This is a genomic window from Mucilaginibacter conchicola (genome assembly GCF_003432115.1).
In the GTDB taxonomy this organism is placed as follows: Bacteria; Bacteroidota; Bacteroidia; order Sphingobacteriales; family Sphingobacteriaceae; genus Mucilaginibacter; species Mucilaginibacter conchicola.
Window position 1 is genome coordinate 387,192 of record NZ_QWDC01000001.1, and the last position, 26,007, is coordinate 413,198.

The 26,007-nt window shown below is 43.7% G+C and carries 21 protein-coding genes; 10 read left to right on the forward strand and 11 right to left on the reverse strand.

Annotated features, from left to right (window positions below):
- Positions 1-5: 5 nt before the first annotated feature.
- Together D0C36_RS01535 and D0C36_RS01540 are read left to right on the forward strand one after the other, a co-directional pair.
- Positions 6-1,112: an efflux RND transporter periplasmic adaptor subunit gene (locus D0C36_RS01535; protein ID WP_117389831.1), complete on the forward strand. Its 1,107-nt coding sequence runs from the start codon at positions 6-8 to the stop codon at positions 1,110-1,112.
- A 24-nt stretch (positions 1,113-1,136) separates the two neighbouring features.
- Positions 1,137-4,556: an efflux RND transporter permease subunit gene (locus D0C36_RS01540; protein WP_117389832.1), complete on the forward strand. Its 3,420-nt coding sequence runs from the start codon at positions 1,137-1,139 to the stop codon at positions 4,554-4,556.
- Positions 4,557-4,625: 69 nt separating this feature from the next.
- On the opposite strand, the gene D0C36_RS01545 is transcribed toward D0C36_RS01540, so the two are convergent.
- Positions 4,626-5,162: a hypothetical protein gene (locus D0C36_RS01545; protein WP_199501946.1), complete on the reverse strand. Its 537-nt coding sequence runs from the start codon at positions 5,160-5,162 to the stop codon at positions 4,626-4,628.
- A 104-nt stretch (positions 5,163-5,266) separates the two neighbouring features.
- Between D0C36_RS01545 and D0C36_RS01550 the strand changes: the two genes are divergently transcribed.
- Both D0C36_RS01550 and D0C36_RS01555 read left to right on the forward strand, forming a co-directional pair.
- Positions 5,267-5,752: a DUF4126 family protein gene (locus D0C36_RS01550; RefSeq protein WP_117389833.1), complete on the forward strand. Its 486-nt coding sequence runs from the start codon at positions 5,267-5,269 to the stop codon at positions 5,750-5,752.
- Positions 5,753-5,859: 107 nt separating this feature from the next.
- The gene (locus tag D0C36_RS01555) at positions 5,860-6,480 is read left to right on the forward strand and encodes a TetR/AcrR family transcriptional regulator (protein WP_117389834.1); all 621 of its coding nucleotides are present in this window, start codon (positions 5,860-5,862) and stop codon (positions 6,478-6,480) included.
- A 3-nt stretch (positions 6,481-6,483) separates the two neighbouring features.
- Here D0C36_RS01555 and D0C36_RS01560 read toward each other — a convergent pair whose 3' ends face one another.
- The 5 genes from D0C36_RS01560 to D0C36_RS01580 form a co-directional block, all read right to left on the reverse strand.
- Positions 6,484-6,894 (reverse strand): OsmC family protein, encoded by a 411-nt coding sequence (locus D0C36_RS01560; protein ID WP_117389835.1) that lies wholly within the window; start codon positions 6,892-6,894, stop codon positions 6,484-6,486.
- A 10-nt stretch (positions 6,895-6,904) separates the two neighbouring features.
- Complete coding sequence (locus tag D0C36_RS01565; protein WP_117389836.1) at positions 6,905-7,366, reverse strand: hypothetical protein; 462 nt, start codon at positions 7,364-7,366, stop codon at positions 6,905-6,907.
- A gap of 37 nt (positions 7,367-7,403) precedes the next feature.
- Positions 7,404-8,444, reverse strand: coding sequence for a PorP/SprF family type IX secretion system membrane protein (locus D0C36_RS01570; protein ID WP_117389837.1), 1,041 nt, complete (start codon positions 8,442-8,444; stop codon positions 7,404-7,406).
- A 2-nt stretch (positions 8,445-8,446) separates the two neighbouring features.
- Positions 8,447-12,841, reverse strand: a complete 4,395-nt coding sequence (locus D0C36_RS01575; protein ID WP_117389838.1) for a PKD domain-containing protein — start codon at positions 12,839-12,841, stop codon at positions 8,447-8,449.
- A 227-nt stretch (positions 12,842-13,068) separates the two neighbouring features.
- Positions 13,069-14,316 (reverse strand): nucleoside recognition domain-containing protein, encoded by a 1,248-nt coding sequence (locus D0C36_RS01580; protein WP_117389839.1) that lies wholly within the window; start codon positions 14,314-14,316, stop codon positions 13,069-13,071.
- An 83-nt stretch (positions 14,317-14,399) separates the two neighbouring features.
- Between D0C36_RS01580 and D0C36_RS01585 the strand changes: the two genes are divergently transcribed.
- The 4 genes from D0C36_RS01585 (at position 14,400) to D0C36_RS01600 (ending at position 17,789) form a co-directional block, all read left to right on the forward strand.
- Positions 14,400-14,837: a DinB family protein gene (locus tag D0C36_RS01585; protein ID WP_117389840.1), complete on the forward strand. Its 438-nt coding sequence runs from the start codon at positions 14,400-14,402 to the stop codon at positions 14,835-14,837.
- A gap of 54 nt (positions 14,838-14,891) precedes the next feature.
- A complete protein-coding gene (locus D0C36_RS01590; RefSeq protein ID WP_117389841.1) occupies positions 14,892-15,320 on the forward strand; it encodes an OsmC family protein in 429 nt (142 codons plus the stop codon).
- Positions 15,321-15,329: 9 nt separating this feature from the next.
- Complete coding sequence (locus D0C36_RS01595) at positions 15,330-16,163, forward strand: maleylpyruvate isomerase N-terminal domain-containing protein (RefSeq protein WP_117389842.1); 834 nt, start codon at positions 15,330-15,332, stop codon at positions 16,161-16,163.
- A gap of 279 nt (positions 16,164-16,442) precedes the next feature.
- On the forward strand, positions 16,443-17,789 hold the full coding sequence (locus tag D0C36_RS01600) for an OmpA family protein (RefSeq protein ID WP_117389843.1): 1,347 nt from the start codon (positions 16,443-16,445) through the stop codon (positions 17,787-17,789).
- A gap of 77 nt (positions 17,790-17,866) precedes the next feature.
- Here D0C36_RS01600 and D0C36_RS01605 read toward each other — a convergent pair whose 3' ends face one another.
- Both D0C36_RS01605 and D0C36_RS01610 read right to left on the reverse strand, forming a co-directional pair.
- The gene (locus D0C36_RS01605; RefSeq protein WP_117389844.1) at positions 17,867-18,247 is read right to left on the reverse strand and encodes an SRPBCC domain-containing protein; all 381 of its coding nucleotides are present in this window, start codon (positions 18,245-18,247) and stop codon (positions 17,867-17,869) included.
- A 35-nt stretch (positions 18,248-18,282) separates the two neighbouring features.
- Positions 18,283-18,867: an acetate uptake transporter gene (locus D0C36_RS01610; RefSeq protein WP_117389845.1), complete on the reverse strand. Its 585-nt coding sequence runs from the start codon at positions 18,865-18,867 to the stop codon at positions 18,283-18,285.
- Between the two features lie 98 nt (positions 18,868-18,965).
- Between D0C36_RS01610 and gpmA the strand changes: the two genes are divergently transcribed.
- Positions 18,966-19,667: a 2,3-diphosphoglycerate-dependent phosphoglycerate mutase gene (gene gpmA / locus D0C36_RS01615; RefSeq protein ID WP_199501947.1), complete on the forward strand. Its 702-nt coding sequence runs from the start codon at positions 18,966-18,968 to the stop codon at positions 19,665-19,667.
- Between the two features lie 141 nt (positions 19,668-19,808).
- Here the strand turns inward: gpmA and D0C36_RS01620 are convergent, their stop codons facing one another.
- A complete protein-coding gene (locus D0C36_RS01620; protein WP_117389846.1) occupies positions 19,809-22,604 on the reverse strand; it encodes a S9 family peptidase in 2,796 nt (931 codons plus the stop codon).
- A 141-nt stretch (positions 22,605-22,745) separates the two neighbouring features.
- On the opposite strand from D0C36_RS01620, the gene D0C36_RS01625 reads away from it, so the two are divergent.
- Entirely contained in the window at positions 22,746-24,311 is a 1,566-nt protein-coding gene (locus tag D0C36_RS01625; RefSeq protein WP_117389847.1) for a PAS domain-containing sensor histidine kinase, read from the forward strand.
- On the opposite strand, the gene D0C36_RS01630 is transcribed toward D0C36_RS01625, so the two are convergent.
- Both D0C36_RS01630 and lepB read right to left on the reverse strand, forming a co-directional pair.
- Positions 24,308-24,637 (reverse strand): hypothetical protein, encoded by a 330-nt coding sequence (locus D0C36_RS01630; protein WP_117389848.1) that lies wholly within the window; start codon positions 24,635-24,637, stop codon positions 24,308-24,310. The genes D0C36_RS01625 and D0C36_RS01630 overlap by 4 nt on opposite strands.
- Positions 24,638-24,820: 183 nt before the next feature.
- Positions 24,821-25,918: a signal peptidase I gene (lepB, locus tag D0C36_RS01635; protein WP_117389849.1), complete on the reverse strand. Its 1,098-nt coding sequence runs from the start codon at positions 25,916-25,918 to the stop codon at positions 24,821-24,823.
- Positions 25,919-26,007: the final 89 nt, after the last annotated feature.

The window sequence follows — 26,007 nt, forward strand, 5'->3', positions numbered from 1 at the left end:
TCAACATGAAAAAATACTTATACATATTACCGGCCCTTGCAGTATTGGCAGCATGCTCAAATAAGCCGAAAGATAAAAAAGCCCAACTGGCTGATCTGCAAAAAAAACAAGCAGAAATAAACGCCCAGGTTGCTAAACTACAGGCTGAAGTTGGTGGCAACGACTCGACCAAAACTACCGAGGTAGGTGTAGTAGACGTAAAAAGCGGCGCATTTACTAACTACGTACAAATACAAGGTAAAATTGATGCACAGGATAACGTAACAGCTTATCCGCAATCGCCGGGTACTATTACCGGTATCTTCACTAAGGTAGGCCAGCATGTATCTAAAGGCCAAACTTTGGTACAGTTAGATAACAGCGTGCTTAGGCAAAACATTGCACAGTCTGAAGCGCAGGTGGCATTGAACCAACAATTGTTCAGTCGCCAGAAAGCTTTATGGGATCAAAAAATAGGTACCGAGGTACAGTTCCTGCAGGCTCAAACCAATCTGCAAGCAAGCAAAAAGGCATTATCAGGCCTTCGCGAACAAGCGGCCATGTACCGTATTGTATCGCCTATAAATGGTACTGTTGACCAAATGGACCTTAAACTTGGGCAAGTGGCACAACCGGGGCAAACAGGTATCCGCATTGTTAATGCTGATGTGTTAAAAGTAAAAGCTGATGTGCCGGAATCGTATTCTGGCAGCGTTGCAACCGGCAATAAAGTAAATGTTGTTGTGCCTGATGCTAACGATTCGTTAACCACTAACATCACTTTTGCGGCGAAAGCTATCGACCCAACATCGCGCAGCTTTGCGGTGGAAGTGAAATTACCTCAGCGCAAAACGCTTCGCCCAAATATGACGGCTATTTTAAAGATCGCAGACTACTCAAAAACAAATGCTATTACCGTTCCTGTTAAAGCCATCCAACGCTCTGAAGAAGGCGATTATGTGTACGTAAATGCTAACGGTACTGCAAAACGCACTGCTATTAAAGCAGGTGTTACCTACGGTGGTGTTACCGAAATTTTATCGGGCCTTAAAGCCGGCGACCAAATAGTTACTGAAGGCGCTGCTGATATTGAGGACGGCGATAAGATCAAAGCAAGTAAGTCTGCCATTTAACAATCAACCTTATCTATTACAGATATGAAAGATATCAAAAAAGAATTTGCGCCCTCAAGTTGGGCCATCGATAATAAAACAGCCATATACGTGCTCATGTTCCTGATCACGGTATTGGGTATCATCAGCTATAACAATCTCCCTAAAGAGAACTTCCCTGATATTGCCGTACCTAAGGTATTTGTTACCACGCAGTTCCTGGGCCAATCGCCGCAGAATGTAGAGAACCTGGTAACAAGGCAATTAGAGAAAAAACTAAAGTCATTAAAAGGTTTAAAAAAGGTAACTTCAAACTCAGTACAAAACGTATCTATTATTACCGCTGAGTTTCAGGCTAATGTAAAAGTTAAGGATGCGAAGATAGATGTACAGGACGCTGTTGATAAAGCCCGCCAGGACCTTCCGCAAAACGACCAGAATTTTAAAGAACCGCAGGTATCAGACATTAACGTTGCCGACTTGCCTATCCTTTACATCAACTTATCGGGCGATTACGACCTGAAAAAGCTAAAAGAATATGCAGACCTGCTGAAAGACGAAATTGAAGGTTTTAAAGAGATCTCGAAAGTTGACGAGATTGGTGCGTTAACGCCCGAGATACAGATCAACGTTGATCTTAATAAAATGTCTGCCGCTCAGCTAACATTCACTGATATCACCAACTCTATAGGTTATGAGAATATACTTGCATCTGCAGGTACCATAAAAACAGATGGTGTTCGCCGCAGTATTGATATCAAGAAAGACTTTAAGAACGCTGATGAGGTTGCCGCAATGGTTATACGTAATCCTAAAGGCCAGGCCGTTTATCTGCGCGATATTGCAGAGATAAAAGATTCGTTTCTTGAGCAGGAGAGTTATGCCCGTTTAAAAACGCCACAGCAACAGAAGTTTAAAAACGTTATTACCCTAAACGTAAGTAAACGTACCGGCGAAAACTTGATAGAAGCATCAGATAAGATCAATGCTTTGATAAAGGATAAACAGAAAACTGTTTTCCCTAAAGGCTTAAATATCACCGTAACCGGCGACCAAAGCGACAAAACGCGTACTACACTGAACGATCTGATCAATACTATTATCATTGGTTTTATCCTGGTAACAGTTATCCTGATGTTTTTTATGGGTACAACCAACGCCATATTTGTGGCGCTATCGGTACCGTTGTCATGTTTCATCGCCTTCCTGATAATGCCTGCCATCGGCTTTACTCTTAACATGATCGTATTGTTCTCTTTCTTGCTGGCTTTGGGTATTGTAGTGGATGATGCTATTGTGGTGATAGAGAATACGCACCGTATTTTTGCCAATGGCAAAGTGCCTATCAAAGAGGCTGCTAAAATGGCTGCAGGTGAAGTATTCTTACCGGTATTTTCCGGCACCATGACAACTCTTGCACCCTTTGTACCATTGGCGTTCTGGAACAGTATCATTGGTGAGTTTATGTTCTTCCTGCCTATAACGCTTATCATTACCTTGTTAGCATCATTGGTGGTTGCTTACATCATGAACCCTGTGTTTGCGGTTGACTTTATGAAGCCACACCACGATGGAGAACATGATAACCCTAAATTTGACAAACCAACCAAACGTGCTTTGATATGGTTAGGTGCTGCTACGGTTATTGGTTATCTGATCAACATTGGGTTTGGTAACTTTATGGTACTCATCATAGCGCTGTACCTGCTAAATCACTTCTTCTTATTAAAGGTGATAGACCGTTTCCAGAAAAACTCATGGCCTAAGTTCCAGAACTGGTATGCCAAATGGTTAGAGCGGGCAGTTAAACGCCCTGTTACCATGCTAATGGGTACTTTTGGTTTATTTGTTTTGGCGATAGTTTTGACCGCCGTATTGGGTAAAACGCCGGAGTTCTTCCCATCGGGCGACCCCAACTTTGCCTACGTATACATCACCATGCCAATTGGTACCGACCAGGCTACCACAAACGAGGTGACTAAAAAGGTTGAGCAGAAAGTTGCGCAGATAATTGAACCGGATAAAGATATAGTATCATCCATCATATCAAACGTTACCAAAAGCGTTACCGACCCGCAAGACGAAGACCAGGGCGATTATCAAAACCGCGGTAAAGTTACCGTAGCCTTTGTTGAATTTGGTGATCGCGATGGCAAGGACACTAAGCCTATTTTAGCTAACATCCGTAAGCAATTGCAAAACATTGTGCCGGGCGTTACCATTTCTGTAGCGCAAGAAGCCAGCGGACCACCGGTACAAAAAGATATCAGTATCGAGATCATCGGTGATAACCTTGATACACTGGTAAAAACCGGTACACGACTAAAATCATATCTGGAAAAACAAAACATTGCGGGTATTGAGAATCTGGTTGCCGACGTGCAGAATGATAAACCGGAGATCATTTTTGATATTGACCGTGAACGTGCTAACCGTGAGGGTATCTCAACCGGGCAAATAACAGATAACCTTGCTACTGCAATATTTGGTAAAAAGGCTGCTGATTTCCGTAATACAAAAGAAGACGATTACCAGATAAAGGTGCGCGCGCTTGAAGAACAACGCGGTAACATTGACGAGCTTCGCAACTTAAAGATCACTTATCGCGATCTTGCTACAGGTGGCGCTATCCGCCAGGTACCTATCTCGGCTTTTACCGATGTACGCTATGCAAATACTTTTAGTAACATTAAGCGTAAGCAGCAACGCAGGGTGCTAACGCTTGGCTCAAACGTTATTAAGCCTTACAATGCTAACGAGGTTAACCAGAATATCCTGAGGGCTATAAACAACTTTAAAAAGCCGGATAATGTGATCATTCGCCAGGGTGGTGGCCAGGAAGACCAAATGGAAGCGATGACCTTTTTACTCGGGGCTTTAGCAACTTCAGGTGGTTTAATTTTCACCATTCTGATGCTACAGTTTAACTCGATAGGCAAAACGTTTATCATCATCAGCGAGATCTTCTTCAGTATTATTGGCGTATTATTGGGTACAGCATTGTTCGGCATGACCATGGCCATTGTAATGACAGGCGTGGGGATCATAGCGCTTGCTGGTGTGGTGGTACGTAATGGTATATTGTTGGTTGAGTTTACCGATATGCTGATAGACCAGGGTGCAAGCCTGCACGATGCAGTGGTTGAAGCAGGCCATACCCGTATGACGCCTGTATTGCTTACAGCAACTGCTGCCATATTAGGTTTAATACCGCTGGCTGTAGGTTTCAATATCGATTTCGTAGGCCTGTTTACTCACTTTGAGCCGCATATCCACTTTGGTGGTGATAACGTTGCCTTCTGGGGCCCGTTAGCATGGACCATGATCTTTGGTCTTGGTTTCGCAACCATTATCACTTTGATATTGGTACCATGTATGTACATCATCAGGGTTAATATGAAAAACTATTTCTTTGGTAAAAAGAAAGAAGTTAAAAAGCCTAAAGTGGAAATAGCAGAAGCATAAGTCCAAAAATCAACATAGCAAAAAGCCGCAACATTAATTTGGTGCGGCTTTTTCATTTCAGAGGCATTGTTATTTAAACCTTTTAATCAGCGATTTAAGGTTATTAGCCACTTTGCGCAGTTTACGCTCACGGCGGCTGCCTGCATCAAGGGCATCATAAACAAGCCCTGCGGCAAGGGCATAAACGCCGTGATGCAATACATCTATAGCTATATCTTTTGGTTTCTGCTCATCAATTGGTTTAGCTGCATCGTGTTTAGGCAGCATTACCAAAGCGGTACCCCAAACAGCACCAAAGTGCAGCAGGGTGGCAGGCAAACCTTTTAAACCGGTTAAACCTATCAACCCGCGGGCAACACCCCAGGCGGTACCATAACTCCAGTGTATTTCCTGGTTAAGCTTTGGCTTTTCCTCTGGTGATGCAGGTGCAACGCCAGAAACATCGCCGGCCACTTTAAGAGGAGCATCGCTGCTTTCGCGCTTTGTTATTTTCATCTCTATTGATTGTGACAGTGTCATGGCGGCGGTTGCGGCCAGCCCGGCCAGCAGGCCTTTGCCAATTGCGCTTCCTAAGGCTCCTAATGCATTATCTTCGTGTATTTTCATCTGGTAGTAGTTTAGGTTTATAACAGGTTAAATTAATTGTTGATTTAATTAATTTAACAAACAGTATAAAACTTTTCGGTGTTGTATTACAAAACACCATTAAAATGAGTTTATCAGTAGCAAAAACATACAGCAGAGCAGCAGGATTAGGCCTCATAGCAGGTATGCGCACCATGTATGCACCCGCGGTATTGTCACATTTATACAGCAGGCATCCATCAGCAAACCTTAAGGATTCTCCTTTGAAATTTCTGCAGACGATACCCACTTCAAAGGTTTTTAAAGTACTTGCGGCAGGCGAGCTGGTAGGAGATAAGTTGCCTACCGCGCCAGACCGTATAGCTAAGCCGGGATTGATAGGCCGCATCGTATCAGGAGCATTATGTGGCGCTGCAGTTTTTAAAGGCGAAAATCAAAATGCCGTTATTGGTGGCTTTATTGGTGGTATGGCTGCATTCGGGTCAAGTTTCGGATGTTTCTTTTTACGGAAGGCTATCGTATCTAATACCCGTGTTGCCGATCCGGTTGTTGGGGTTTGTGAAGATGCCCTAACAGTGGCCGCCGGGATAGCGATTATTAATCACTTATAAGTTTTAACATATAAAAATCATATTTCGCGTCAGGCTGACACATTTATCGTTGGATTTAAATAGCTTTGTTGAACGCTAATGTAAAATAGTCAAACTTAAAACAACTAATGAGTTCAGCAGCGATAGATCAGCAAGACATAAAACGCGAAAAAATATTAGATGCCGCACACCAGCGCTTTCTGCATTATGGTTACTCAAAAACAACCATGAATGAAATAGCCGGCGACCTCTCTATGTCGAAAGCTTTATTGTACTACTACTTTCCTGATAAAAGCGAGTTGTACATGGCCGTTATGCGTAAACTTGCTGCCGATTATCTTAAACAGCTGGAAGATAAGATAGGCCATTTCATCAACCTTAAGGATGCATTCCTTTACCAGGTAAATACCCATCACGATTTTATTGTTACCAACTTTAATTTTTTTGATTATTTCCGTGTAAATGAGCAAAACCTGCCCGATTCTATCTGGGATATCATTGGCAATATAAACAATGCCGAAAAACGCATGCTTACCGCAGCTATTGAGACGGAGATAGAGAAAGGGGTTTTACAGTCTAAAGAAAATATCGGAGAGATAGTTGAAGTATTTTTAGACGCATTACACGGTATAAAAGTTAGTGGCTCAATGCCGCACAAAGGCCATAAGTTCCCTACCAAAGAACTATTAGACGAGATACATACCAAACGTTTATTATTGATAGATATCTTTGTAAAGGGCTTGCACTAAGCACTAAACGGTAACAGCATTATTAACCGTAACATTTCCCACCAGTATTTTGTGAACAGGGCAGGCATCGGCAATAGTTAAAAGGCGTTTTCTTTGTTCCTGGGTAAGTTCGCCTTCAAAATTCAGTTTGCAATCTATGAATGTACCGGTATCTGTCTTAAACAGTTCCAGGTCAATGGCTATTTCATCAACTACCCACATTTTGCGGTCAATATACATACGCAGGGTGATCACCGTGCAACTTGCCAGGCTTGCCAATAGCAAATTGAAAGGAGACATCCCAGTATTGGTGCCACCTTTATCTAACGGTTCATCAGCTACCAAACTATGCCCATCACTGGTAACAATGGTTTGATATTTAGCGTGTGTTATTCTTGCGTTTGCAGTTACTACCGGATCTTTCAATTCTTCCATGCACAGGAAATTAGTTGTCCTGATCAAGGCTTACCATGTTCCAATTACCAATTTTTGTGCCCATACCGCCGCGGTATTTCAAAGTAATGGTAAAGTTGGTGGTCAGGTTTTCGCCATCATCATATTTTGTATTGTACGATGATTTAATGACGTAGATAGAGTCTGATTGTTTTGCAAATTTATATCGGTCATCAGAAAAACGCACATTGGTAGCCCTGATGGTTGGTTGTATAAATTGCCTCGCAATACCATAAGCAGTATCGCTATCTGGCAATCCATCAAACGAAACGTTACTATCAGATAAGGCGAATTTTGCTAAAAACACACCAAAAACAACAAAAGCAAGCACAATAAGCCATGCAGCTTTCTTGGCGGTTTTCTTCTTTACTTTTTTGTCCTTTAAATAATCCCTGGACGGGGGAGCTTCCCTTCTGCGTACATAGGGCCTTGGTGGCGGAGGCGCTGATCTCATAATAGTTTAAATAATAATTGAGGGGGGGTATGTAAATTTAGTAAAAATGATAACATCTGCTGGCGCCATAAAATTTTTGTTCGCCTCTTTCTCGTGATGGCAGAGTGGTCTCGTAGCCAATGCTGCCTTCGGTTGTACCGCTTGTATTGCCGTAATTAACGCCACCTGCCGGTACGTCATGACTAACACCAAAGCGCACCTTTTCCCCACCTTCTTTATTAATAAAAAGATCAAAGATGAGTGAAACTACGAAGGCACTTGGCCCGCCGGCACCACCACTGCGGTACCAGGCACCTATATTAACGCTTTTGCGTTTGTACTGCATGCCAGCGCTTAATGATTGCATGTTGCCTTGCTTATAAAAAACAACTGACGGTATGATGTATGATTTATCTTCATCATCCAAATTATCATCTTGTGTAAGGTTATATCTAAAGCTGGCGTGTGCCGTTGCGCGTACGGGTAATTTTGACGGTGTACCTGTAAACGATTGGTTAGGTGTATTCAAATGCTGCCCGGCCAAACCAATGTTGAAGTTTTTAAGCGTTAGGTTAACACCGGCACCGGCATCAAAAAAGAATTTATTGTTAAAATCAGGCCTGTCTGCACCTGTTGCTGAGCCGGGGATATAGCCCAGGCTGGGATCTATCTGATCGCCAAACACGAGCTTGCTAAAGTCCACCGAGCGATTGGTGATACCTGCCTGTAAGCCAAAGGACAGCACGTAATCTTGCGAACCTACGCTATAGGAATAAATACCGGCAATATTGTTCTTGTTTAGGTAAGCAGTACCTTCACTACTACGGGTAAATATTAAACCAAGGCCACCACCAAATTGGGGTACATTATAATCTATAGAAGCCGATAGGTAAGATAAATTACCGGGGATTGACGTGTACTGGTTACGATAGATAAGATTCATGCGCAGATCGCCTTCAAATTGCCCGTTCAATGCCGGGTTTAGGTATAGCGGCGAATTAAAGAACTGCGAATACATGTGATCCTGCGCAGCAGCACGACTAATGAACAATGCTATCACTGCGATCACTAATAAGCTATATTTCACTATTCCCCTCATCACTATCGTATTAAATGAATTACCCCGGTGCGCTTAGGTAATGATCCGTTTAGCGAATTACCTTTCCACTCGGCTCCGTTGATGAATTTTGCCGTTGCCTGCCATACGTAAACGCCCTGCGGTACAGGTTGGCCATTGTATGTACCGTCCCAGCCATCAGCGGGGGAACCGTCGCCGGTAAGAGCCGATGTTTGCCATATTAGTTGGCCCCAATTATTAAAGATCTGCAGGCGCCACTCTTTCAATTTTTGGCCTTTTGCTTTAAAAGCCCTCAATTCGCTGGTGCTTGATGCCGGTTGGAAAGCATTAGGCAGGAATAACTCGCCCGTAAATTTGATCTCGATCTTGCGGGTAAAGTCTTTGCTGCAACCACTTGGCGTTGCTGCAGTAAGCGTTACAGTATACGGCGAGTTCTCGTAATTATATTGATGAGGAAGCGGTGTGATGGCCGTTTCATTTACCGAACCATCACCAAATTTCCAGGTATATGTTAAAGCAGCTGCAGGTATAGTGCCCGCAGCAGGAGTAGTATTTACAAATGTTACCTTATTGTTTACATCAACAGTATAAGTAAAGGATGGCTCAGGTAAAGGATAAACCGTAATAGGCAACAGATCAGACTCGGGGCCATCTCCACACCCTGTATTTGCAGCACGCACGCTTACAAAATAATTGCCGGCAGTGGCAAAAGGATAGTTAATATCATTTGTATTACTGGTTTTGATACTGGTTAGCTGCGCCCTGTTCTCGTCATAAATAGTATAAGTATACGTTTCACCACCCGATGATAAATTTCGAAATACAACCGGGGAACCTACACAAACAGAAGTGATGTTATCTTTAAACTGCATGTTAGATTGCGGACCGGATGGCGATACCGAAATCTGCGTTTGCGGACTGCGACCACTGGCACCGCAGGAGTTTACAGCATCCATATATACAAACCATGATGTGCTCTGCGTTACCTGTACCGGCGGGAAATCAGCATTGCTCTTATCGTTATTAGTTTTGAGGATAGGTGTGGTTAAATCAGTTCCTGAAGCATCTACCAGGTGATACTCGTAACTGATGTTGTTGCCTGCTGTGAGATTCTGAACACTCAGTGTAAGCGTACCGCAGGCTACCTTGTTATTTACCAATATTGCCGGGTTAGGCTGGGCCCCGCTAACCGTTATTTGTTTTATAACAGGCCCACGAGGGTTACAATTGCCTTGTATTGATAATGATACAATGTACGTAGCAGTTGTGCCATCGGCATTCGGTATATAGGTATGCGAAGGGTTTACATCTGTTGACGTAGGTGTTCCATCGCCAAAATTCCAGAGATATTGCGTGCCGGCAACCAATGGGGTTGAGGTGTTAGTGAATTGTATAGGAGTTGCGCCGCAAACCTGTGTATTATCCATGGTAAAGTTTGCAATAACATCTGCCTTTACAGCAATTGTAACTTCATCAAAACTATTGGCGCATGGGGGCAAACCTTTTATTGTCCACCTAAAGGTGTAGCTATTACCAGCTGCAAGCCCGGTAACCTGGCTATTATAAGCTGCAGAATTTACTATGTTAGCTGCCGGGCCGGCAACTTGTGTCCACGCGCCGGTAAAAGTACCGGGGTTATTTCCTTGTAAGGTGTAAACAGATTGGTTGCAAATGGGGTTGGGATCGGCGCCGGCATTTGCGGTAGGTGTTTGAGGGTTTACGGTAATAGTAGTTGGTGTTGAAAATACCATGCTGCAGTTACCGCTTGTTACCGCAGCCCTGTATAAAGTAGTTTGAGTAATGTTATTATAAATTAGTGTAGAGCCGCCTTGTAAAGGCATAACGTTTACCCAGGAAGTGCCGCCATTTGTTGATTGTTGCCAAACAATGCTCCCGTACGAATCGCTTAAAGTTACCTGCCCTGTATTGCTTCCCTGGCAGACAGTAGTTGCGCCTGCCGTTGTACCGCCCACCGCATTTGGTAAAATAGTAACCGTAAGTGTAAACACATTGCCGGGGCAAGTGCCGGTATTAGGCGTAATGGTATACGTTACAACGGCATTTGCGGTGCCGGTATTGGTTATAACATCGTTAATAGTAGACGTAGTACCGGTTGTGCTAAACCCTGTTGCGGTGCCACTGGTAAGGGCGGCGGTCCAGTTATAGCTTGTTGCCGTTGGCGATGTAATGGTATAAGCAAGGTTAGCACCAGTACATATCGTAGGGTTGGCAACACTGGTAATTGTAGCTTTCCGGGTTATTAGCACTGTAACATTCTTTGCAACTGTACCACAGGCACCACCTAATGATGTTGTGGTTGTATAAGTAAGCACAACCTGGCCAGCGGCAATATCTGCAGCGGTTGGGGTATAGGTTGTAACCGGTGCGTTAGCGTTAGCAAAATTCAATGCTGTACCTGTAGGGCTTGTCCAGCGTACGGCGGTAACAATGCCGCCAACACCAGGTGAACCAGTTAAGTTTGCAACACTCCCCTCACAAATAGGAGATGGGGCAGTAGCTGTAACCGTGGGGCCATTAGCTATTGTTATTTGCTGAGTATCAGTATTGGTACCACAATTATTTTGATGTGTAACTTTTACTGTGTAAACGCCCGTAGTAGGGAATATGATCTGTGGGTATTGCGTATGGCTATTGCTTCCTGTGGCAAAGGTTGCGCCGTTATTCAGTTCCCAGGTATATGTAGTCGCATCAGACTGTGCCGTACCATCAAAATTGGTCTTGGTTTCTGCAGCGTTAGGGTCAAAACTTATAGGTGCATTAACGGTACAAATTGTAGTATTGGGCGACAGATCTGCAACAGGCGTATTGTTAACCAAAATAGTTTTTGTAGGGCCTTGTATGGTTCCGCAACTTATGGTAGCTATGTCCAGTCTGAATTGGTAAACGCCTATTTGGTTAAACGTAAAAGTTGGTGTTTTAAGCGATGCATTATATGTTACACCTGATGCGGGGCCGGCAACTCTTACCCAATTATAAGTAGTGCTGGTATTGCAGGTTTCATCAACTACTGAGTTATTTTGCGGTGTTACCGTGCCCGATGACAGGCATATCGTGGTTGGCAGGGTAAAGGCAATGGTAGGCGCATCCTGTACACATATATCATGCGAAACATCTACGGCTGTACATAAACCTGTGTTATTTTGCAAACGGAGCGTTACCGTATGCGTACCATGTGTAGTGAAAGTATGAATAAGCGGCTGGTTCAATGTGCGGTTAACCGCTACCGGAACGCCATCAACCAGCCAGGTGTATTGGGCATTTTGGTTCTCACAAAGACCTGCGCTGCTATTAGGATCCTGCCCCGGGTCTGATATATTATCAAACCGCACCGCGTTGTTGGTACATGCAGCTGCCGGAAAGGTAAAACGATTGGTAGGCGGTGTTAAGATTTTTGCATAAGCCGATGATGGGCTTACGTTTGATGAGCAATATGGGTTGATAGGTGTTACATCTACCTTAAACACGTTATTTTGGTTATCTATTTGATTCCCGCACGATGAGCGGGTATAAGCGTGGGTAATTGCACCGTTAGCTGCCGCAAGCTGGCAGTAAGTATAAACGTTTGAAGTGCCATCGCCCCAATTAACACGATAGGTAAGGCCGGGATAGTTGTACCGTATACCGTTTAGGGCGCCGTTATCAATAGTAATAGTAAACGTGGCTGTGGAACCTGCGCCCAGGCAATAAATATTGTCACCACTGCCGCCGAGGTTACGAAAAACAACATTATTTATTAGCGTGTAAGCCTTTGTACCTACTATGCCGCCTTTTGTTGCTTTAACTATAACAGTATAATTGCTCAGTTTAGCGTCAAAAGTATATGGCAAGGGCTGGTTATTTGCTTCAACAGCGTGGTTAAGCTCATTTATAAACGTACCTGTGGTGGTTGAGCCTGTTGTTGAAATATCTATAAAGGCGAAAGGCGTTGAGTTTCCATTGCCAACGCAAGAACCGAAGACCTCTGTATTTGAACCTATAGTTTGAGATGAAGTAGCTGCAATTACACCACCGGCATTATTGATGGTAAAGGCTGCTGATGTAGAACTGGTAACCGATGGATTTGTGGAGACAACCCTAACCCGATAACCTGTACCTGCAGGCGTACCCGAGGGTATGATACCATTTACAAATGTTGCATAGAAACCTGCATAGCTACCTATTTGTACCTGCGAAGCAAAACTGCCCGATGCATCTGATAAGTAGAGACGAAAAGTATTGGTAGATGCGGTGATACATCCCGATGTATTATCAATAGTAACAGGCACCGCAATGGTAGAACCCTGGCCATAAGGGCCGGCATCTACCGCACCAATGGTAATGGTTTGTGCAGTAGTAACCCGCGTAATAAGCAGGAAAAAGAATAATAAAAATAAACCCTTGGTAAATATTTTGCCCATCAAGCGCTCATCAAAAATCAATCAATCTAAACCAGGTAGTATAACATTGCTGTTACAACTATACGTTATACGCAGCCCATACCTAAACGGTTGCATGTTACTGACCAGATTATTAATTGAATATGGATGGACGGGGGGAACATCATCCTGAAACAATACCATACTGATAACAACTGCACCTTTGTACGCATGACGCACAAAAACAGTTGCATGTTACCACGTATCTATTATTTTAAAGCCCCGAAGAACAGGTAAGAAACAAGAATGGCCGTGATAACACCTGCCAGATCGGCAATAAGGCCTGCCGGGATAGCATACCTTGATTTTTTAATGCCCACCGAACCAAAGTAAAGTGCTACGATATAAAACGTAGTATCGGCTGATCCGTTGAAAACCGATGCAAGGTGCCCGGCAAAACTATCGACTTTAAAGGTGGTCATGATATCTATTGACATAGCTTTGGAGCCAGATCCGCTTAATGGCTTCATGTAAGCAACCGGCATAGCATCTACAAAGCGGGTATCAAGCCCGAGTTTGGTTACTACAAAGCGTAAACCATCATTCAAAAAATCGAGCGCGCCGCTGCTTCTGAAAACGCTTATGGCCACCAGCATGGCAACCATATAAGGTATTATCTTGATAGCAACATCAAAGCCGCCTTTAGCACCGTCTATAAATGCTTCAAAAACGTTTACTTTTTTCCAAACCCCGCCCAATATAAATATTACAGGAATAGCGAATAGCAGCCCGTTACTAACTACTTTTGAAACTACAGAGATCTGTTCGTGCGTTAAATTTGTGGTAAAATACCACACCATTAAACTGATAAATGCAGTTACGCCACCCAGCCATGAAATAATAACCCTGTCCCAAAGGTTTATTTTTTGTTTTATAGCAACAGCGAGCAGCCCTATCACTGTAGCTACATAGGTTGCTATGATACAGGGAAGAAAAATATCGGCGGGATCTTTAGAATGAAGCACAAACCGTTGTGCAATAATAGTTACAGGCAACAATTGCAAGCCCGAGGTATGCAGCACGAGGAACATGATCTGCGCATTAGATGCAGTTTCCTTATCCGGGTTTAACTCCTGCAGACTACCCATGGCTTTTAAGCCCAAAGGTGTTGCCGCGTTATCTAAGCCCAATAGATTGGCAGAAAAGTTCATCATCATCTGGCCGTTGGCAGGGTGATCTTTAGGTACCCCCGGAAACAAACGACTTAAAAACGGCCCTACAATGCGTGTTAGAAAGTTTATTGCACCGGCACGTTCTCCAATGTTCATAATACCCAACCACAGCACGATATTACCTGCCAACGGAAGGGCTATTTTCATAACCGATGCCTCTGATGAGGAAAATATCCCGTCAACTAATACCTTAAATGCATCTACATCACCTAAAAATATCAGCTTACAAAGCGCTATCACAAAAGCGATGATGAAAAATGCTATCCAGATGTAGTTTAAAGCCATGTTGAGTATTTACAGGGATGAAGATAATTTATTTTGAATAATTAACCGCTTTTGTGAGCTTTATCAGCATAAATTTATTAGTTATGAAAGCGGCGGCAATAGCACTTGAGCACACTATCAATGAGTTCTTAACAGGTAAAGCTCAGGTTATTACATGGAATGACACCGTTACCGCCGGCAAATGGAATAACAAAGACATAATTGGTCATTTGATAGATAGTGGTCACATTAACCTGCAGCGTTTTATACGGTGCACTTACGAGGAAAACTTTAAACTCATTTACTTTCAGGACGAATGGGTTACTGCACAGCACTATAAAACTGCTGATATTGAAGAACTGCTTAAACTATGGGAACTCTTGAACCGGCAGATCATACGCGTGCTGAAAAATTCCCCACCGGGACGCGCTCTGGTAAAATGCGATAACGGGCGTTATGAAACCTCGTTGCACACCATTGAATTTATTGCTACTGATTATGTAGAACACATGAAGCATCATTTAAACCAGATAAGAGGGTAGAAGCGTTATCAATATTTAGATAAAACATTAACTTAGCCCCATAATACATTACTTATGGCTACTATAAAACTTTCGCGCGTAAGCGGCGATTTTGGCTTTGAAGCTACTGACGAATACGGACACTCGGTAAAAATGGACAGCAGCCCCGAAAGCGGTGGCAAGGATTTCGGTATCCGCCCAATGCAGATGCTATTGATGGGCCTTGGCGGTTGCAGCGCTATCGACGTAATTACCATCTTAAAAAAACAACGCCAGGATGTAGTTGACTATAAAATGGTGATCAGCGGCGACCGCGAGGCCGGCAAAGAGCCATCGCTTTGGGAAACCATTAACCTCGAGTTCCACATTTACGGTAACGTTGATGAAGATAAAGCCAAAAAAGCAGTAGAATTATCTTTAGATAAATACTGTTCTGTTGCAGCTACTTTGTACAAAGCCGAAGCTGATATTAATTGGCAGGTGATCATTCACCCGGCAGTTTAAAATATTATTATGGCGCAGCAGATTCCTGTTGAAACAGTACATCTTTTCCCGGTACTGGACAAGATGCTGATAGATCTGCTGCGCTCTTTATCTCCTGATGATTGGCATAAACCAACCGTTGCCAAACAATGGACCGTAAAAGACGTAGCCGCCCATTTACTTGATGGTAACGTACGCGGCATTGCCACCCTGCAAGGTTATGAGTCACCGCCACCGGATGTACAGATCAATAGTTACCGTGACCTGGTAGTTTACCTCAACAACCTAAATGCAACCTGGGTTAATGCCATGAAACGTACGAGTCCGCAACTACTTATCGAGCAGTTAGAGAGTACCGGCCAACAGTATATCGAACACATTAATTCGCTTGATGCTTTTGCACCGGCAAAATATGCGGTAGCATGGGCAGGAGAGGAGACCTCACTGAACTGGTTCCACATTGCCCGCGAATACACCGAAAAATGGCACCACCAACAACAGATACGAGATGCAATTGGTGTTGATGGTTTGCTTACGCCCGAACTTTTCTATCCTTGTATTGACGTATTTATGTACGCACTACCGCATAATTATCGTAAAGTTGACGCGCCCGTAGGGTCTGTTATCCAAATAACCGTTTACAGCCATACCGGCGGTAGTTGGTATTTGCACAAAACCGAGGCCCATTGGATATTAGATAAACTTGCCGCACCAACTACAACTAACATTACCATTACTGCTGATACTGCATGGCGTATGTTCACTAAAGCGTTAACTCCCGCCGAAGCAGAAAACAGGGCCGAAGTAACCGGCGAACACCAGTTGGCAAAAGCATTTTTTGCTACCATAGCTGTAATGGCTTAAGCCATTTTCGCACCCCATTTACTGCATGCTGTATAGTTTTAAGGCCACATTTCTAATACTTTTCTAATTGGTTGTAAGCTTACATGCCAAACATATTAGCAATAGCTTATGGCTTAATAAAGTGCTATATTGTAGCTATTTAGCTCGTTTTAGTAGGTTTTAGACTACTTAACCAATCGGTTTTATTGTTCAGAAAGCATTTCTCAGTGGCATTGTTGTTGCCTGTCTCGGAATAGCTATGGCAGTACCAATTACGCCAGGCATCTAAAAACGAGCAATATGAAAACACATCTAAAAAAAGCATCATTACTAATGACCGGCTTGCTGGTTGGCGGTAAATTGTTTGCGCAGACCCCCGATTCCTTAAACACAAAAAATTACGTACAACCTTTCTCAGGCGGCGGCTCTTTCCGCACCTGGACAATAGGCGTTCATGGTGGCCTTTTAACACCATACACCATTTTTGGCACTAACGGCCGCCAGGATTACAGAACTCCAAAATCTGAAATTGGCTACGGTGCTTACATCCAAAAACAATTTTTACCGGGTTTTGCATTACAAGCCGACTTCTTAAGAGGCCAGCTTAGTGGCGAGAACGGACGCGCAGTAGGTACTATTGCCGCCGGAAGCAGCTACACCACCAAACTTGACTGGAGTGCCGCATTAAAAGCAAACTTTACTTTAGCCAATATTAACTGGTACAACCACAAAGGCGCTATACAGCCATACATTAGTGCAGGTGCCGGTTACGCTGGTTACAAAGTAACTACCCAGGATGCTTCGGGTAATACTTTAGCAAGCAGTAATGGTACAAGCAAAGAATGGTTCATTCCGGTTGGTTTGGGCTTTAAATTTAACCTTGGTTCGGGTGTTAACTTAGACTTAGGTTACCAGGTTAACTTTGTACAAACAGATAACTTTGACGGCCTTAACGTAGGCGGTAACGACAGGTTCTCTTATGCACACATCGGTTTAGAATTTGCCCTTGGAAGCAGCAAGAAACCACAGTTAGCCACTTACAACCCGGTTAACTCAATGCGTACAGAATACTTATGGAAAAACCAACAACTACAAGCACAAGTTGATGCTGAAAAAGCAGCAAACGCACAGTTAAGAAGTGATTTAGATGCGACTAACGCAAACGTTGCTAAATTGACTGTTGACAGTGATGGTGACGGTGTTATCGACTTAAACGATAAATGCCCTAACACACCTGCAGGTACTAAAGTTGATGGCTCAGGCTGTCCGTTAGCTAAACCTGTAGTAGTGGTTACTGAAGAAGATCGCCGTGTGGTTAAAGATGCTATCTCAAACCTTGAGTTTGACTTAGGTAAAGCAACCATCCGCGAAAAATCATTCGCAAGCTTAGACAGGGTAGCACGTTTATTAGTTGATAAAAACTTCAGCTTAAAATTAGCTGGTCACACAGATAACACAGGTTCAAAAGACTTAAACATGCGTTTATCTAAAGACCGTGCAGAAGCTATCAAAACCTACTTAGTAGAGAAAGGTGCTAATGCATCACGTATCGAAGCTACAGGTTACGGTCAGCTACAACCAATTGCTTCTAACAAAACAGCAGCAGGTCGTCAGCAAAACCGCCGTGTAGAGTTTACGCTTTACTAAGCAATAATACTGCTCACAACAAAAGAAAAGCCGCTCCTAAATAGGGGCGGCTTTTTATCATTTAAATATTCTCGATTTTAAAACGAGAAGAAATCCTCAAGGCTTCCAAAATAAGTATCATTCCAGCCTTCGGTGATATCATCGTAAGCTTCATCAGGAATATTGGTATGCCTTAACTCAACAGATGTGCCGTGTTTATCAGCATGCAGTTTTATAGTAACAATGGATTCCTCAGGCTGCCCGTCGAAATACCATTGTTGAACAATTTTCTTGTTTGTTTCAAACTCAATGTTCTTGCCCACAATAGCGCCTTCCCATAACGAAAACTCAGAACCGGGCTCTGTTGACATTTCTGCAGGGTCGCCCGTCCATAACTGTATGGTTACGGGGTTGGTAAGCGCCATGTAGATCTCTTCCGGCGTAGCCGGCAGTATATAGTATTTTTTGTAATCTTTCACCTGCGCAAGTTAGCAAGAAAACATTTAACCTGCTGTTATTTAGCACCGATAGGTAAAACTGTGCGGCCATAAACCTCATTCAGCACGTTAGCTATGCCGGTATAAATGGCTGATAGACCGCATATTATACCTTCATAACCTGCCAGGTGCTTAATGCTTTCGTTACCGCTTGCATCACCCCAAACCAGCAAGCCAAACAGGATGGTTAAAGATGCAAAAACAAATTGTAGCGCACGGTTTAGCTTCAAAGTACCAAAGAACAGGCATAAAGTAAACAGTCCCCAAATACCCAAATAAGCACACATGGCACCTTCTGATGGTTTTGTACCCCAACCCAATTTTGGCATTACAATAAGGCCTACTAATGACAGCCAGAAAAAACCATAAGATGTAAATGCTGTTAAGCCAAAAGTATTGTTCTTTTTAGCCTCTATAACGCCGGCAATAACCTGTGCAAGTCCGCCGTAAAAAATGCCCATGGCCAATATCATGGCATTCAGCTCAAAAAAGCCGGCATTGTGGATGTTGAGTAAAACAGTGGTTAAGCCAAAAGCGCAAAGGCCGAGCGGGGCAGGGTTGGCAATGCCATCCTTCACCACAACAGGTGTTGTTGGTATCATAATTAAGGTTTTAAAATTGGTTTCTACTGCAATCTAAATAAAAACAATTAATAAACAATACTGTAATTGCAGTTTACTAAACCGTATTAGCAAAACAAATGGCAAAAGGAGAGATCCAAAAATTAGTATTACTGCGCCATGGCGAAAGTGTATATAATCAGCAAAACCGTTTTACCGGATGGACAGATGTCGACCTGTCTGAAAACGGTTTGAATCAGGCCATACAGGCAGGCAAGCTATTAGCCGAAAAAGGATATACCTTTGATATAGGATTTACCTCGGTATTAAAGCGTAGTATCAAAACCATGCATTTTGTGCTGGAGCAAATGGATAACCTGTGGATCCCTGTACAAAAATCGTGGCGGTTAAATGAGCGTTTTTACGGCGCTTTACAGGGATTAAACAAAGACGAGACTGTTGCCCAATATGGCGAAGAGCAGGTACACAAGTGGCGCCGCGACCCGCTTGAACACCCACCTGCCATAAACGAGCAGGATAAACGTTTCCCAGGCCATTACCTGCGCTACCAGGACCTCACATACCGCGAACTACCCCTTACCGAAAACCTTAGTGAAACCATGACCCGCGCCTTACCGTTCTGGCACGAGAGTATTGTACCCGCTATCCGCGAAGGTAAGAAAGTGATCATCTGCGCGCACGGCAACAGCCTGCGCGCTTTGGTACAATACATTGAAAACCTAAGCGATGAAGATGTAGCCAAACTGGATATCCCCACAGCAATCCCATGGGTTTATGAGTTGGATGAAAGGTTAAATTGTATAAGACATTACTATTTGTAAAACCACTTTGTCATTTCGAACGAGGAACGAGGAGAAATCTTCTGCGGCCGATACTTACAACGTAGAAGATTTCTCCTCACTGTCGCTCGTTCGAAATGACATGGGTTATATTAATGCACACTGCCAACTCAAAACTGCAAACTAAAATTCTAATCCCCAATCCTTGCCTTTGTCAATTGCAGGCACGCCTTTATCCATCCATACCGACATTGGGGCGCCTTTCAAAAAGTGATCAAAGAATTGCGCTTCGCGGATGGTGATATCCTTGCGGTTTTGCCGTTTCACCAGGTTGTGTGCCTCATCGTTGTACTGCAGCAACCAAACCGGTTTGCCTAAGCGGCGAAGGGCGGTAAACATCTCAATGCCCTGGTACCATGGCACGGCGCCATCAGCATCATTACTCATGATCACCACGGGCGTTTTTACTTTTGGTAGTTGGAACAGGGGAGAGTTCTCAATATACAATTCAGGTTTATCCCAAAGCGTTGCGCCAATGCGGCTTTGTGTTTTTTCGTATTGGAACTGCCTGTTAACACCACTTTCCCAACGGATGCCACCGTAAGCCGATGTCATGTTAGCAACCGGTGCACCTGCCCAGGCAGCGGCATACATATCAGTTTGTGTAATGAGGTAAGCCACCTGGTAACCGCCCCAGCTTTGTCCCTGGATGCCCACGTGACTGCCATCAACCCAAGAATTTTTCTTCAGATACTCAACACCCGAGTTGATGTACTCTACAGCAGAAGCGCCGGGATGGCCCGCATCGTAACTGATATCCGGTGCAAAAACCAGGTAACCATTGCTCACAAACCAACTTATCGGCAAACGAGATGGCGTAGGTGCTGGCGGTACATAATTATATAATCCATCAGATAGTTTTTCATAGAAATAGGCGATCAGCGGATATCGTTTTGCAGGGTTAAAATCTTCGGGTTTGTAGAGGATACCTTTTGATTTATGTCCTTTCGGTGTAGTCCATTCCACCAGTTCGGCGGTGCCCCAGTTGTAACCAGCTTGTTGCGGGTTAATGGCACTAAGCTTGGTTTCTTGCTTTAGGTTAGCAGATACATAAAGATCAGGCGATTGGGTATAGCTTTCTTTGGTATAGATAAACACATCAGCATCTTTAGCTTTTAGCAGGTCGCTGTATTTCATGGGAGCGAGAGGCGCTGCAAGCTTTGGTTCACCTTCGCCAGCCATGGTTTTGGTGTAGTAGCCCCATTGTTTGGTACGGTCGTCCTGTGCTATCATCCATAGTGTAGCTTTTGCCGGGATAAATTTCTCTTCAGGGTCAGCAGCATTATAACGGAACTCCACTTTATTTCTTCGCCCCATAGCATCTGTAAAATTATTTGCCCGCCCGGTTGCCGGGTCAATCTTCCAGATATCATAACGATCATATATCAACACATGCTTATCATGCGCTTCCCAACCCGCAACACCATACGCTGAAGGATCATCGGGTACGTCATTTTCCTCGTCGCCCAGTTTGGCCGTAATGGCAGAGGTGATATTTCGCTTCTTACCCGTGTTCACATCATACGTGAACCATTTCTGCAGCTTAGCATCAAACCAAAGCACAAAATTACCATCAGGAGAGATGCTGTACCTGGCTTTTATACGATCATTGATACGGGTACGTTGACCTGTATTGGTATTAATGAGATAAGCTAATTGCTGCGCACCACCTTCCCATTGCGATTGCACACGTGCGCCCGTATCAGTAACGCCCAACACAAAAGTAGCATCCTTGTTATCGGCCATAAATACATCGCGAAGATTGATATCTCCTAACTGGATCACTTTTCGGGCACCTTCTTTTAAATTAATAACGGCCTGGTAACTGCGCTTTAGATCGCGCTGCAGGTTTTTAAGCTGTTGCGGTTGCAGGTAATCATCTTTATAGTTCCAAATATCGAGGCGGGCATGCTCAAAATCAACCAGTGTAGTATCAGCCGGTTTGGGGATAGGTGCGGTACCAAAAAACAATTTATTACCACTTTTACTGAATTGCACTTTGCCGTCGCCGCTAACCGCCCATTTGGCGGGTACACCTGTGGTGCCTTCGCTGGCAATTACAGTGGCGCTATCCTTACCTGTGGTATAGTAGTAAAGTTTAAACGGTTTTACCTGTGCCTTCTCGGGGTTTTTCTCAGCAGTAAACGCCAACTGTTTACCGTCATCATCAAAAGTAATGTTCTTGTAGCTACCTTTACCGGTGCTGATGGTTTTCAGCACATCGCTTTCCACATTATACAAAAACAAACCGGCTTTTACCTTATCGTTCTTTTTGGGCGCGGTTACAGAGAAAGCCAGCCACTTGCCATTTTTAGTTAGCTGAAAATCGCTTACATATTGAAACTGTCGCTTTTTGCCGTTTGCCAACTGATGGATAGTCAGTTCCGCACCATCTTTAACCGGTGGGGCAATAGTATTGGCTACGGCCTTTTTTGATGTATCAGTTTGTGCAGGTTTTTTGGTCGAATCAGCAGGAGAGAGGTAGGCTATTACTGAGGCCTTCTCTGCTATTTTGAATGTTCGTATAGCAGGTACCTTTTGTATTTGAGTATTTCCCAGCGTAACAATACCTAAAGTATCTTTAGGCATTTCAGCAGGCTTTTTCTTTTTGATCTTCGCCTGCCTTACATCTTTGTAAAAGGGGCGGATCAGGAATACAGCATATTTACTATCGGCGGTGAAACGTAACGTATCTGCCCGTTGGATAACGGTTTTGCTTTTACCTGCTGTGTTCATGATATTCAGCGCGGCATCGCCTTCCTGGGGTTTAACTACAAAGGCTACCCATTTGCCGTTATCACTTAAGCGTTGGGCAGCTATATTCTGCCAGCCATCAAATACATTATGGTCTAAGGGTTTCTTTTGGGCAAAGGCGCAAACACTGTGCAAAAATAAAGCTGATAGTAGGAGTTTCTTCATGCGATAGCTATTGTTGCTTAAATATCTATAAATTAAATTTACAGCCTTAATTGAAATGAAAAAGTTACAGTTTGGCTATATTTAAAGCTGAATAAAACGCTTACTTCGGTTAAGGATTTTACAATACTAAACGAAAGATACATGGCCGAAAATACGGTGCCGCAACCCCTTTATAAGAAATACCTTGAAGGCGGGGGCGAGATGGGAGAGCTTATCCGCACATTCGATTGGTCGGCAACTGTTTTAGGCACGCCCGATACCTGGCCGCAAAGCCTGCTGCTTACCTTAAGCACTATGCTTAAGTCGCGTTTCCCTATGTTTTTATTCTGGGGGAAGGAATATATCCAATTTTATAACGATGCTTACCGCCCAAGCCTTGGCGCTACAGGCAAACACCCTACTGCACTTGGCGGCAGGGGCGAAGATAGCTGGCAGGAGATATGGCCGATTATGACGCCCCAGTTAGAGCGTGCCATGCGCGGCGAATCAACCTACAGCGAGAACGAACTGGTACCCATGTTTAGGGATGGGAAAATAGATGATGTTTATTGGACGTACAGCTATTGCCCCGTTATTACCGAAGATGGTACATCGGGTGGTGCATTGGTAATATGCCATGAGACAACATCAAGCGTAAAAGCTCTTAAAACCGTTGATGATACAATAACCAAACTACAATTTGCGATTGAGGCAGCAGAACTGGGTACCTGGGACCTTGACCCCGCAACCAATAAATTTGTAGGCAATAAGCGCACAGCCGAATGGTTCGGGCTACCTCACACGCCTGATATCCCCTTGAATAATGCTATTGAGGCAATTGCCCCTGAAGACCGTGAGCGTGTTGGAAACTCCATTATGGATGCGATGAAGCCCGGTGCCGATGGCAACTACGATATATCATATACCATAGTTAGCCAACAAACAGGCCAAAGGCGCATTGTGCGTGCAAAAGGAAAAGTGATTTTTGATGCAGAAGGCACTGCTACCCGCTTTAGCGGTACGTTGCAGGATGTTACTGATGATGTGGAGATGGAAAAGCGTAAAGATGAATTTATCAGCGTTGCCAGCCACGAATTGAAAACGCCGATCACATCTTTAAATGCTTCGTTACAGATACTTCAGAAACTGGTGAAAGATGAGCCGGTATCGGATAAATTTAAAATGTTTACGGCCAAGGCAGGTAACAATTTAAACAAACTGGTACACCTGCTTGATGACCTGTTAAACGTTACCAAAATACAACAAGGCCAATTGGCGCTAAGTAAGAACCGCTTTAACCTCACAGAACTGGTTAAAGACAGCTGCGACCATATTAGCCAGGGTAACGACCACGAGATAACTGTTACCGGTGAGGACGAATTGTTTGTTTATGCCGATTACCGCCGCATTGACCAGGTACTGGTGAACTTTATAGGCAATGCAATCAAATATTCGCCACAATCAAGAAAGATAGATGTTGTTTTGGAACGCAGCGGTGACGATGCAAAAGTGATAGTGAAAGATTATGGGATTGGTATTAACCCCGAAAAATTACCGCACCTGTTTGACCGTTATTACCGTGTAGATGCGCTGGGGCACCAATTCTCGGGCCTTGGGCTGGGCTTGTACATCAGCTCGGATATCATCAAGAGGCACGATGGCAATATTGGTGTAGACAGCCAATGGGGCGAGGGCAGCCAGTTTTGGTTTACCCTGCCAATAGATTAATTTGAAGACGGGAAAGCGATAAATGGCGTTTGTTGTTTATCGCTGAACAATGAATTAAATATCGATCTGATCTTAAAAATCAACTTGCCGAAAAAACCGGTTGGTTGAACGGCGTTATTCCGGTCAAGATCCTGATCTCTGCCGGGGAAATCCTGTGTAGCCATTTCCTCTAATACAAAACGCCTTACACCCGCATCGCGGTTGATGATCTCGTCCATTTCGGCAAGATCTTTTAAAGTTGTTTGTCCGTTTTTGTGTTTGGTCCACAAAACCTCAAAACGTTCTTGCGACAAAGTGCGCCTTATGATGTAGCGGGGCTCTTTCATACTTAACTATTGTGTCAGTAAGACAGCAAAGTAAATGCCATTGTTATATCTGTTTAATATACAATAACTTATAAAATATAAAAAGTTATCCGTCGGGCGAAAGCGTTACATCAGGTGTTCGGTATCGAACAAAAAAGCCGGGTGTTAAAACAACCGGCTTTAGCTATTTTTAGTAGAGATATCTTAATTGATGCCTTTTAATACCCTGTTCCAACGGATATGGTTTAAACCATTGCCAGCGCTGTCAACACTCATCCAGGTCACTATGGCTTTACCTACTATATGATCCTCGGGTACAAAGCCCCAAAAGCGCGAATCTTCTGAATTATGGCGGTTATCGCCCATCATCCAGTAATAGTTCATTTTAAAGGTATAGTTGTCGGTTTGCTTGCCGTTAATGAAAACAGCGTCGCCTTTACGCTCAACCTTATTATGCTCGTAAACTTCGATAGCCCTGCCATATAACGCCATGGTAGAATCGGTTAACTTGATGTTTGTACCACGCGCCGGTATCATCAATGGACCAAAGTTATCTTCGCTCCATTTAAATTTCTCGTTATTCGGGAAGATCTGCGCGTTGTACTCCCCGGCAGGCTCAATAACTTCTTTAACAGATTTGATGTTGGAATAGCTTTTAAATTCCGCCAAACTTGCCGGCGGGATGATCATTTCATACAAATTTGGGCTGTACTGCAGGCGCAGGTCTATTTTCAGGTTTTTGATCATATCGGGGTTAAAGTCGGTACCATCCGTAGTAACCATGTATGATGTTTGGCCTTCAGGAAAAAGCGGCTCGTATTTGCCGTTGGCGTAAACTTTGCCATCTTTTATCTCAATAACGTCACCGGCAACGCCAACACAGCGCTTAATAAAGTGCGTACGCATATCAACGGGGCGCTGTACTGTCTCGGCAGGAAAATTAAACACTACCGGGTCGCCCTTCTTCACCTCGCCTAAGCCCGGCAGGCGATGATAACCTAATTGCCAGCCATCCCAGTATGTTTTAACCTTGCCATCAAAAACAGTCGATTCAAGAAACGGAATAGATATAGGCGTCATAGGCATACGGGCGCCATACGCCATTTTGCTCACAAACAAATAATCACCTGTAAGCAGGCTACCTTCCATTGATGCCGATGGGATGGCATACGCCGAAAACAACAGGCCGCGGATAATGGTAGAGGCTACAACTGCAAAAACAATGGCATCAACCCACTCGCGCAGTACGCTTTTGCGTGGCTTATCGGCTGCTTTTTTTCTCGAGAAGAATTTCCAGTTCATAAAAGTTGTGATTTAAATTTAGTAACGCGTAGCGTTTAGAGCGCACCAGCTTTAATTTGTTACACAGTGTGAAGATAATTTTTTATAAT